Annotated in this window: 6 protein-coding genes; 2 read left to right on the forward strand and 4 right to left on the reverse strand. The window is 61.3% G+C overall.

Features of this window, described 5'->3' with window-relative positions; all coding sequences use genetic code 11:
* The first annotated feature begins 82 nt into the window (after positions 1-82).
* Positions 83-3337, forward strand: a complete 3255-nt coding sequence (locus tag KQI84_09840; protein MCB2155177.1) for a S8 family serine peptidase — start codon at positions 83-85, stop codon at positions 3335-3337.
* 83 nt (positions 3338-3420) lie between these two features.
* Here KQI84_09840 and KQI84_09845 read toward each other — a convergent pair whose 3' ends face one another.
* The 4 genes from KQI84_09845 to KQI84_09860 all read right to left on the reverse strand — a co-directional run bounded on the left by KQI84_09845 (position 3421) and on the right by KQI84_09860 (position 8870).
* Complete coding sequence (locus tag KQI84_09845; GenBank protein MCB2155178.1) at positions 3421-4488, reverse strand: hypothetical protein; 1068 nt, start codon at positions 4486-4488, stop codon at positions 3421-3423.
* Positions 4489-4630: 142 nt separating this feature from the next.
* A complete protein-coding gene (locus tag KQI84_09850) occupies positions 4631-5422 on the reverse strand; it encodes a hypothetical protein (protein ID MCB2155179.1) in 792 nt (263 codons plus the stop codon).
* Complete coding sequence (locus KQI84_09855) at positions 5419-6321, reverse strand: ATP-binding cassette domain-containing protein (GenBank protein MCB2155180.1); 903 nt, start codon at positions 6319-6321, stop codon at positions 5419-5421. The genes KQI84_09850 and KQI84_09855 overlap by 4 nt, the downstream gene beginning before the upstream one ends.
* Before the next feature lie 44 nt (positions 6322-6365).
* Positions 6366-8870, reverse strand: coding sequence for an endonuclease MutS2 (locus KQI84_09860; protein ID MCB2155181.1), 2505 nt, complete (start codon positions 8868-8870; stop codon positions 6366-6368).
* A gap of 154 nt (positions 8871-9024) precedes the next feature.
* Between KQI84_09860 and KQI84_09865 the strand changes: the two genes are divergently transcribed.
* Positions 9025-10902: a glycosyltransferase family 39 protein gene (locus tag KQI84_09865; GenBank protein ID MCB2155182.1), complete on the forward strand. Its 1878-nt coding sequence runs from the start codon at positions 9025-9027 to the stop codon at positions 10900-10902.
* Positions 10903-11245 lie beyond the last annotated feature (343 nt).

The raw sequence follows: 11245 nt of genomic DNA on the forward strand, positions 1-11245 counted from the left end.
GCTTGACGTGTCGTCCGGCCTGAGTTCCACTCCACTTTACAATAGGGGAAATCTGCCCCACTTTATTGGAGTGATGATTCGTATGCGCAAAATGACCGTTCGTGCCGGGGCTATGGGATTGGCCCTTCTGATAGGCACACTCACCGCCTCCCCCTCGTTTGCCATTATCGATCGGGAAGCCGTCACGACCTATTACCAGGATGCTGCCCGTTCGAAGAATCTGCTGATGCTCTCGGCGGGCGAGATCGATCCGGTGACCGAGAAGTTCAAACTGCCCGCCGGGTTCGACGCACCGGCGCGGCGTTCTGCCTCCGGGCGGCACTACATGATCGTTCAGTTTGCGAACCAGCCGACCCCGGCCGACCTGGATCGGTGGGAGGCGGACGGCTACGAGTTCCTCGCTCCGATTCCGAACAATGCCTACGCCGTCCGGTCATCGAACAAGAACGCTGCCGGTGCGGCGTCTCGCGCAAACGTCCGATGGACGTCGGACTTCCTTCCCGGCTTCAAGGTCGATCCCTTCGTCATGGACGAAGCCGCCCTCCGCACGAAGCGCAACGACGACATGGATGTCCTCGTGAGCGTCTGGCAGGGCGAATCGCGCGACGTGGCGATCAAGGAATTGCGCTTGCTTGGTGCGGAGATTCTACAGGTTCCAAAGTCCTCCGGCGCGCAGCGCCTGCTCGTTCGCATGTCGCCTGGTCTCCTGGCGAAGGCGGCGTCGCTCGGCGAGGTCGAGTGGATCGAGCCGCGTCCGCAAGTGACTCGCCGCAACAACTCCTGCACGGGAGTTGTCCAGTCCGGCGAGGATGGGAATCGTTCGATCTGGGCGCATGGCCTTCACGGTGAAGGCCAAGTGATTGGGCACATCGACGGATCCATAGACATCGGCAGTTGCTACTTTCGCGACGAGACGAATAACACGCCTGGTCCTTCGCATCGAAAGATCGTCGCGTATCGCGGTTCCATGGGTGGCAACGGGCACGGCACGCACACGGCCGGCACAGCAGCCGGCCTGAACGTGAGCGGAAGCACAGACAACGCCGGGCACGCTTACATGGCGAAGCTGTCTCACACGGCCGACAATATTCTGCTCGGTATCGGCGACACGCCCACGAACCTGGCCGATCTGTTCACCGCCGCGCAGAACGACGGCGCCTTCGTTCACACGAATTCCTACGGCGACGACAACATCACAAACTACACGTACTTCTGCGTAGATATCGACACGTTCACCTGGGAGAACGAGAATGGAATGGTGGCGTTCGCCAGCACCAACGCCTCGAACGTTCTTTATACACCGGAGAACTCGAAGAATGTTCTCGCAGTGGGCAACGCGAATCGGGCTCCGAACTTCAACAACGAAACGATAGGTGGAAGTTGCAGCGGCCCGACGGCCGATGGTCGCAGGAAGCCCGAGATCTACGCACCTGGTACGTCGACGATCAGTGCTTATCCCGGCACGTGCAACGTACTTGCGATGACTGGCACGAGCATGGCCTCGCCCGCCATCACCGGCGAAGCGGCGTTGGCTCGCCAGTACTACACGGAAGGCTTCTATCCGCGAGGAGTTGCGACGCCTTCCCTTCAATTTGTCCCGTCCGGCGCTCTGTTGAAGGCGACGATCCTGAACGGTGCCGTCGACATGACCGGAATCACCGGCTATCCGTCGGACACGGAAGGATGGGGACGTCTGGTTCTCGACAACGCACTGTACTTCGAGGGCGATACGAGACGGACGTGGTTGCACGATGCACGTCGTTCGGCGAACGAAGGAGTCACGCAGGGCGGACAACACGAGTTCCAGATCGAAGTCACCAACGGCGCAGAGCCTTTGCGCGTGACGCTCGTGTGGATGGATCCGCCGGTGGCGCGCAACGCCTCCACGGTTCCAGTGAACAACCTGGACCTTGAAGTGGTTGCTCCCGACGCCTCGGTTTTCAAAGGTAATGTCTTTACCGGTGGGCAATCCGCAACAGATGGAAGTGCCGACACGATCAACAATGTCGAGATGTTCCTGCGGAACACGCCGGCAACAGGAACCTATACCATTCGCGTCAAGGGCACGACTGTGAATGCGATGTCGAGCAACCAGGGTTACGCGGTTGTGGCGTCCGGCGGAATGAGTGCGCCGATTGATGCGCAGTTGTCACTGGACAGCCCGCTTTACTCGTGCGCCTCGAATCCACAGATCGGTTTGTTCGATGGCAACACGACCGATACCCAACTCACTGTGACACTGACGACCGGTGAAGGTGAGTCGGAAGTCGTTACACTCTTCAAGACAACGAACTATACTTACTCGACCTCTATCGTGGTCTCGCAGTCCGCGCCGACTCCCTCCAATGGAATCATCGAGATCAATGGCGAAACGCAGATCACCGTGACGTATGTCGACGCGAATCCAGCCCCTGGACAATCCTCGCAATTGCAGGCATTCGCGGACTATGATTGCTCTGTGCCGGAAGTCACATCGGTTGCATTCCCGAGCATCGTCGACACAGCGGCGGTCATTCGCTTCACGACCAGCGAGCCCTCCCAGGGCGTTGTGAATGTCATGATGTCATGTGGCGGAAAGGTCGATCCATTCGCTTACACGACCATTGGTACCAATACCTATCAGGCAGAACTGGTGAATCTATTGCCAGGCATAAACTACTTCGTGAACATAGAGGTCACCGACGCTGCGGGGAACTCCGGCATCGACGACGATGGAGGAAGCTGCTACACGTTCAAGACTCTTGCTTCGACATCGAGCGCGTTCTTCGATTTCGAGCCAGGCGAGCAGGGATTCATCACCCAGGTGGATCAGGGGACCAATGCCGATTGGGCTCGGCTGGACGATGGTGCAGTTGCGCACAGCCCGACCCATGTGTTCTTCGGCCCGGACCTTGGAGAAACAACAGATACATCGTTGATCTCTCCGTCAGTCGCTATTCCGACGACGGATCCCTACCTCTCATTCTGGCACACGTATGAATTCGAGTCAGGCGGATGGGATGGCGGCGTGTTGGAAATCTCGACGAACGACGGCGCGACCTGGACCGATCTCGGTACAGATATCGTCATCGGAGGATACAACGGTGCTGTTCCCTCTCAGTATCAGAATCCTTTGCCCGGCGGTGCCGATTCCCGTGAAGCTTGGATCAATGGAACCAAGGGAGACATGTCGCGCGTGCTCGTGGATCTTTCGGGCTACGCGGGCCAAAATGTGAAGTTCCGTTGGCGCGTTGGTGCCGATGTTTCCTTCGGCGACGACGGGTGGTACATCGACGATGTTGACATCATCGAGATGGGAGAGGCTCCTCCTCTGCCCGTTGGTTTCATCGTCTGGTAAGGATGAAGTTGAAGGCCTCAGAAGCAAGAAGACGGGTCCGTGTGTCGGACCCGTCTTCGTTCTTTGCGCTTGGTGTGTTCGACTTATACACGCCCGGGGCGAATCGTGATCTGCAGCGTCTCTTCGTTCTCTCCCGATCCGCTTTCCACTATCGCCGTGTATTCGATCCCCTTATCCAGCATATAGAAGCCGCCCTGCAGGGACGTCTTTCTCCAAGGTTCGATGCGTGCCATGACTTTCAGGCGATTGATGATTTTGCTCATCGCTTCCGGGCCCATGTTTTCGGTTTCCGCAACATGACCAGCGGAATCTACGTGATCGACGCGACTGTCGTTGCCGGCCTGGTGAAGCAGCACCGCGGCGTGTTTCTTCTGAATCACACCGATCAGCAGATGGTTGGCCTGGCCGATCACGGCGATGCCTTCATCGTTGGCCAGATCGAACACGCCCGCCGACACGCCCGGCCGAATAAACCCAGTGCTGTCTCGCGGCAATGCGATCGGTTCCTGCGTCGCAGCATGCTTGGAGACTTCCGCGGAATCTAACTTCGGTACGGCTTCCTTTGACATGCCGGGAAGTTCCAACTCGTCGTCGAGCGCGTCCTCCAGCACCTCCACCGCGGGAGTTTCCAACTCGATATCGAAGTCGGTGTCCAATCTTTGATACTTCGGTTCTTCAGGCTCGGGATCGGGGTCGACCAAAGAGACCGGCGGATGCGCGGATGGGCCGGTTTGAATATCGTGGAAGTCTTCTTCGTCCAGATCGAAATCCGATTCGACCAGCTTCGCCTGATCGGTCATTTCTGCCGCTTCGGGTGTCGGCTCGACGATTTCCTCGCCGGTATTCGGAATGACGGGGGTTGGCTTCCACGACTCGAAGTCCAGTTCCGAGTCGACTTCCAAGTCCATCACGTTGACGCCCTCATCGTCTCGCTCGACGGGATCCTTTGGGGCCGAATCCTGCGCCTGATGAATCTGCTGTGCCTTCATGAATTGCAGCGGCTCGACAAGCGGCGTCGTTTGCAGCGCATCGATCAACTCCATGCCTGTGTGGAGAACGCGCTTCACGCGATTCGACTGATCCGGAGTGACCAATCCTCGGCTGACGAGAATGCCGAGCAGCTTGATGTCTTCCTGTGTGGGTTCGGGCATCGAGGCGAACGTCTCCATTACGAGGAGTCGGAACGTCCGCACACACGCACACGTTCCATCCTCAATATAGACCCGGCGACGCGATGTGGCTCAAGAGAAACAGGGAGAAACGGATGTTTGCAGGCGATCAGAGGGGGTTATGCTAATCCCGGAATGCGCGGCGCAGGCGCTTGCCGGCCATGTTCAGCATCACCCAGGAGAAGATCAGCACAACGATCCGGTTCGGTCCGGCCAACTGTGCTGCGGAGACATGCGTGGCGAACGCGCCGCCGCCAACCGTTTGAGGGCCGACGTTCTGCAGCGGATTCAGGAACGGGTTGAAGACGCTGACCGCATGGCCCATCGCCAGATAAAGTGCCACCACGATGGCCGCACCCATCAGGCCGCCGGCCCAGGCCTGCGGCAGGTACGTTCCCACCAGCGCCATCAGCGCGACGATGAAAAGCGAGTTCGTGATCAGGAAGAAGAGGGCCTGCACAGGCGGAAGCGTTCCGTACATGAACCAGGAAACGAACAAGACCGACGGAACCATCAGTAGTCCGAGGCCGAACAGCAGCGTGGCGGCCTTGTAGAGAATCAAGCCATGCCGCGATCCCGTCGCGAGCCAGAGAAGTTCGAATGTGCCTTGCTTCTGCTCGGCGGCGTACATCGGCGCGGCCATCAGGAGCGTCGCGATGCCGAACAAGCGCGCCAACAGATCGTAACCGCCCGTTGCGGAATCGACGGCCTGCCAGAGCAGATACAAGCCTGCCGCCCCCAGCAGCACCAGCGCCACGCCGAGCCGTACGCCCACCATGCCGCGCAGGCCAAGGATGACCAGGCGGAACATGTCGCGCCGGTACGCGGGGTCGCGCCACAAGCCGATGCGTCGGCCCGTGCGGCGCAGCCAGGCGCTGACGCGAGGCGGTTCAGTCATGGCTTCGCGTTCGCTCATCCGGCGATCTCCATGGCCGGCGCGCGGAGGCCTTCGGGCCCAACCGCGTGCATGTAGGCATCTTCCAATCCGGCATCGACCTGTCGTGCGCCTGGCAACGGCTGATCGGCGGACACAAGGCGCGCGCGGACTTCGCCGGCTTCCTCGCGCATCGTCACGACGCGTCCGGATTCGACCCACTCGTCGATCTGGTCGGCCGGCAGTGTTGTCTCCCACACCCGTCCCTCAACGCCGCGGATCAACTCCTGCGGTGCGCCGGTGAACAGAATCCGCCCATCGGCCAGGACGCCGATCTGCCCGCAGCAGCGCTCGACATCGTTCACGATATGCGTGGAGAGAATCACGGTGCGCCCGGAAGAGACCGACGCCAGCAGTTCGCGGAAGAAGACGCGTTCGCGTGGGTCGAGGCCACTCGTCGGCTCATCCAGCAGGACGAGCGGCGGGTCCGTCACGAGGGCTGCGGCGATCGCAAGGCGCTGCTTCATGCCGCGCGAGTAGCCCGTCGCGGCGCGCTTCGCCGCGTGGGTCAGGTTCACGCGCTCGAGAAACTCCGCAATCCGGTGCCGCGCCGATCTGGGCGTGAAGCCGGACAGCAGGCAGCACTCCTGCAGGTACTCCTCGCCGGTTTGGTTCGGGACGAAATCGAGCGTCTGGGGCATGTAGCCCAGTCGGCGGCGCCATGCCACCGGGTGCCGGCCTACATCGCTCCCATCGAACGTCACGCGCCCGGCCTCGAATCCCAGCGAGCCGACCAGGATTTCCATCAGGGTCGACTTGCCTGCGCCGTTTGGCCCGAGCAGGCCGAAAACGCCCTCGCCAATCTCCAAGTCCACTCCATCCAGTGCCTTACGGCCGGTGGGGTAGACTTTCGTGACGTTCTGGATTGTCAGGCTGGGCATGTTCAGTCGCTCCGGGCTATTATGCGCGCGGAGACGCGGAACCTTCAAAACTCGACGATTGTGACGCCGCCGCCGCCTTCGTCGGGCGTCGCGAAGCGGAATTTCTTCACGGACGGATAGCTGCGCAGGTAGTCGTGCACGGCGCGGTAGAGCTTGCCCGTGCCGGTCCCATGATTGATGCGGACGTACGGCACGTCGGCCATCAGCGCGCGATCCAGGTACTTGTCCACAGCCGCCAGCGCCTCCTCGACACGGAAGCCGTGCAGGTCGAGCTCAAGGCTGATCCCGCCGCTGCCTCCCTTCTGGACGACCGTGCCGCTCGGGCCGGACATCGCGCGGTGGCGTGTCGAGCGCCCGCGATCCGCCGGCAGCTTCTCGATCACCTCGAGCGCGGCCTTCACCTTGCGGCTCTTCTTGCGCTTGCCCTTCGACTTCGGATCCTCGGCCTTCTCATCCTTCTCTTCGACCAACGGCGATGGGCTTTCCGGCTCGTGATCGAGCAAGTCGGACGTGGCGACGCTCAGTTGCATCGCGCCCATCTGCACCTCGGCGCGCTTGCCATCGCGCGAGGTTTCCAGAATTTCGCCCCACGCGCCGAAGGGAGCGATGTAGACACGCTTGCCGGATTCGACGTCGGATGCAGGCCGTTCGTCCGTCTTCTCAAGCAGGTCGCGCTCCTGGCCGATGCGGTGTTGTTCGCGTACCAGCTCACGGCGAGCCTCGGCCAGGCGATCCTTGCGCTGGCGAAGTTCCTCCTCGCCCGGCAGGTCGGCAATCATGCGCTCGACGCGTTCGCGGACTTCCCGGGCTGCGGACTCGCGCTGCTCGAGCGCCTCGCGACGCAGCTTCTTGCGCTCGTCGCGTAACTGATCTGCGTGCCGACGCGCCGTCCGCTCCTGCTCCTCCAGTGCCTTCGCCCGAGCATTTGCATCGCGCAGCGCCTCGCCGAGGGTGCGTTCGCGCTCCTCGATATTGCGCAGCAACTCGCCCATGGCCAGGTGCTGGTCGCCGACCAGGCTGCGAGCGCGCTCCAGGACGCGCTTCGGCAGGCCCTCGTTCTCCGCGATGTAGAGGGCTTCGCTCGCGCCGGGCAGATCGAGGCGCAGCCGATACGTCGGCCGGTGCGTGTTTGGGTCGAGGCTGAACGACGCGTTGCGCACGCCCTCCGTCTCGCCGGCCCATTTCTTCACGCCGCCCAGGTGGCTGGTGGTGATCGTCAGCGCAGCGCGCTTGCCAAAGTCCTCCAGGATCGCCTGGGCCAGCGCGCCACCTTCCGCAGGATCGGTCCCCGTGCCGAGTTCATCCAGCAGAACCAGCGATCGATCGTCCGCGATGCGCAGGATGTTCTGGATGCGGCGCACGTGACCGGAGAAGGTCGAGATGCCCTCTTCCAGGTCCTGTTGATCTCCGATGTCGGCGTGGAAACCGCGGAAGACCGGCAGTCGCGAGTCGGGCGACGCTGGGATGGGGCTCCCGCACTGGAGCAGAATCGCGCTGAGCGCCAACGTCTTCATGGCGGTCGTCTTCCCGCCAGCGTTCGGGCCGCTGAGGATCACCGTGTGATCCCCCGGCACCAGCGAGATCGCGATAGGGACGCTGCTGGCCGCGCGCGTCAGGTGCAGCATCGGGTGGTGCGCGTCGAACAGCTTCAGCGCGGCGCCCTTCGACAGCACCGGGATTTTCCAGCCCCGCTGAAAGGCGTTCCGCGCCAGCGCACCCATCCCGTCCAGGACCCCGAGGGTCGTCAGGTCCTCGTTCGCTTCTTCGATGAACGGACGCAGCAGCCGGGTCAGTTCGAGCAGAATGCGGTGAATCTCTAGCTTCTCGCGCTCGCGGCAGAGCTCGACCTCGTTGGCGCTTTCGACGACCTCGGTTGGCTCGACATACAGCGTCTCGCCCGATGCGGAGGTGCCGTGGACGATGCCCTGAATCTTGCCGCGCGATCCCGCGCGCACCGGCAACACGTGGCGCCCATTGCGGATCGTCGAGAAGTCATCCTGCAGCACTGTGCCCCCACGCAGGTTGCCGAGGATGCGGTTCATTGTGCGCTCGAGAGCGTGCTCGGCGCGGCGCAACTGTCCGCGCGCCTTGGCCAGTTCCGGCGAGGCATTGTCGCGCACGAGACCGTTCTCGTCGAACACGCGATCGATCGCGTGCCGCAGGTCCGCGTTGGGGTGCAGCCGACGGCAGTAGTCCGCCAGGTGCGGGTAGTCCTCGTCGTTCTCGTCGGCGAAGTGGACGAGATTCGCGATCACCGTCAGGAACTTGCGGAGCTGTGGCCAGTCCTCGGCGTCCAGTGCCGAGCCTTCGACGTCTGCGCGGGCCAGCAACTCCGTTACGTCCACCAGCCCTGCCAGCGGCACGCGGCGGTTGACCTCCAGCAGCGCGATGAACTCGCGAACGATCGCGAGCCGCCCCTCGATTTCTTCCAGATCCGTTGCCGGCTCCAGGGCGCGGATGTACTCCGACCCGAGCGGCGAGAGCGCCTGACCGGCCAGTTCATTCAGGATCGCGTCCAGTTCCAGGACTTCGCGTGTTCGTGCATCCATCGTCGTCAAACTCCCGCGGCAAGTGAAACCGAGCGGCGCAACAAATCAAGGCGAACCTCGGAGATGATGCGAGGTCCGCCCGATCTTGGGGCGAAATGGCCCTTGTCAGTGCGGAAACGGTGAAACTAGCTTTGGCCGCGCGAGAGGAGCCGGAATGGCCGAATCCCAGACATCACTATTGAGCTCAGGCGAATTTCCCATTCGTCCCGGCAAGATCGCACGGTTCGAATGGTTCCTCCTGGCGGGGATTCTCCTCGTGGCGGCCGTGCTGCGGCTTTACGATCCGGACCTCAGCTATCTCTCCATTCACACCACCCGAGACCTGTACCGCTCGCAGCTTCTGCTGCGCGGGATCGAGTTCCCCCTGCTCGGCAGCGAGCTGCAGTACGGCGGCCGAGCCTTCGGGCCGATCATGTATATCATCTCGGCGATCCCGATGGCGTTCAGCACCAGCCCGCTGGGGCTCGCGATCATGATCGGGATCGTGAATACGATTCTGCTGGGGATCGTGTGGTGGTTTGTCCGGCGTTACTTCGGCGTATGGCCGGCCCTGTGGACGACGGCCGTTTATGCGGCGTTTCCGCTGGAGATCGCCCAGCTTCGCTACAATTGGAACCCTTGCTTCCTGCCGTTGATGTCGACGGCGGCGCTGATGGCATTGTTCGCGCTGACGATCGGGCGAAAGCGCTGGCACCTGGTGACGGTGGTGCTCTTCATCAGTCTCGCGTTTCAGTTCCACTTCTCCGCGTTGCACCTGCTTGTGCCGACGATTGCGGCGATTGCACTGGCGAAGCCCGGCATTCGCTGGAAACCCCTCGCGGCGTCCGGAGCCCTGATCCTCGTGCTCTTCTCACCGCTGATCATCCACGAGATCACCGCGCAGGAGAAGACCGTCGAGGAGTTAGTCGAGGCGCCCGTCAGCGGACGCGGCGCCCTTGAGCGTTGGTCCTTCAATCCGAACGGGCCGCGGAACTTCCTCTATCACCTGCAGCTCGACATGTACGAGCGCTCCGCCCTTGGCTTCGAGTATCTCTCGATCGTTCCGTACATTGGCGACACTTGGATCGGGCCGCGGAAGATGCTGCTCGCGAAGGTTATCAATGCGTACGGCAAGATCCAGTTGGTCTTCTGGTTGGCCGGAATGGGGCTGTTGGGAAGTTGGATCGTGCGCTATTGGCGTATGGGCAAAGAGAGCCGCACCGACAGCGATCGGAATCGCATGCTCGCAGGCCTGATCATGATCTTGTGGCAACTGACGCCGCCACTGGCGCTTGCCTTCTTCAACTTCCACGGCAAAGCAGGGGAACCGCCGGCCCTGATTCCCATCCGCTACTATGTTGTTTCGTATCCCCTTCCCTTTATGACTTCGGGCCTTGGGATCGTGTGGCTGGCAGGGCTGGGGATGCAGTGGGGGAGAGCCCTCCTGAGCCGACGCGTTGTCTTCGTGCTGGCGGCGGGCATGGTCGCATCGCACGTTGTGTTCGACATCCTCTATATACAAGTGCTGGAGCGCAGCGGCCGCATGAGCGTCTACACGCGACCCAACTGCGTCCCCAATACGCGCACCGTGCTTGCCGTGAAGGATATTCTGCTCGGAGAGGCAGGCTTGGATCGTGACGCCTACTTCGAACACACTCACACACAGTATTTTGCCGATCTCTTCTTCGGCGAAACCAGTCTTGATTGGGTGATCAGTCAGGACACACGGGCCTGGACGAATCCCGCGCCGGACCCGCATCTGCGATGGCTGCTGCACTCCCCTTACTTCGAAGCGCCAAAAAATATCGATTCGCCCGTTCCGGAAATTCCGGAAGGAGGGACGGAGACGCGTCGCTGGGGGATTGGCGACACTGGGGTCTCGATCGTGGAGTACCGCGTAGAGGACCCATCCACTCCGATCCCGGATAATCTCTGGATGAGAAATCTGTACTTCCGGGACATGTGCATGCTGTACCTTGGCGGGGACAAAGAAGTGAGAGCGCTTTCACGCGAGCGCCTGGCCGGGCGGTGCAGCGCCGACTCGGAGATGTAGTATTGGCAATTGGAGCTTTAGCGGTCGTGTCATAAGAGTTATGCGCTCCTTGTCATATTTGCCAAAAAACCCGTCGCCGAAAAAATAATCAATAAAACCTATAAAGCGCATAATTTCGCGAATTTTAGCGGTTTTGCGCGCCCCGCTCGGATATTTTCAAAAAAACATGCCCTACCATATGGTTGACTTTCCATTTGGAGCACTCCAAAAGGTAAGCATTGAAGCTGGCCCCCAAGGGAAAAGGCCTGTCGGGAAACCTCTGGAAGTTGATTCGACCGGAGGGAGAGAAACTTTTCCACCGAACCGGCTTCGATCGAGCATTCGCACCCCCTGACGAATGTGG

Source organism: bacterium (assembly GCA_020444065.1).
In the GTDB taxonomy this organism is placed as follows: Bacteria; Sumerlaeota; Sumerlaeia; order SLMS01; family JAHLLQ01; genus JAHLLQ01.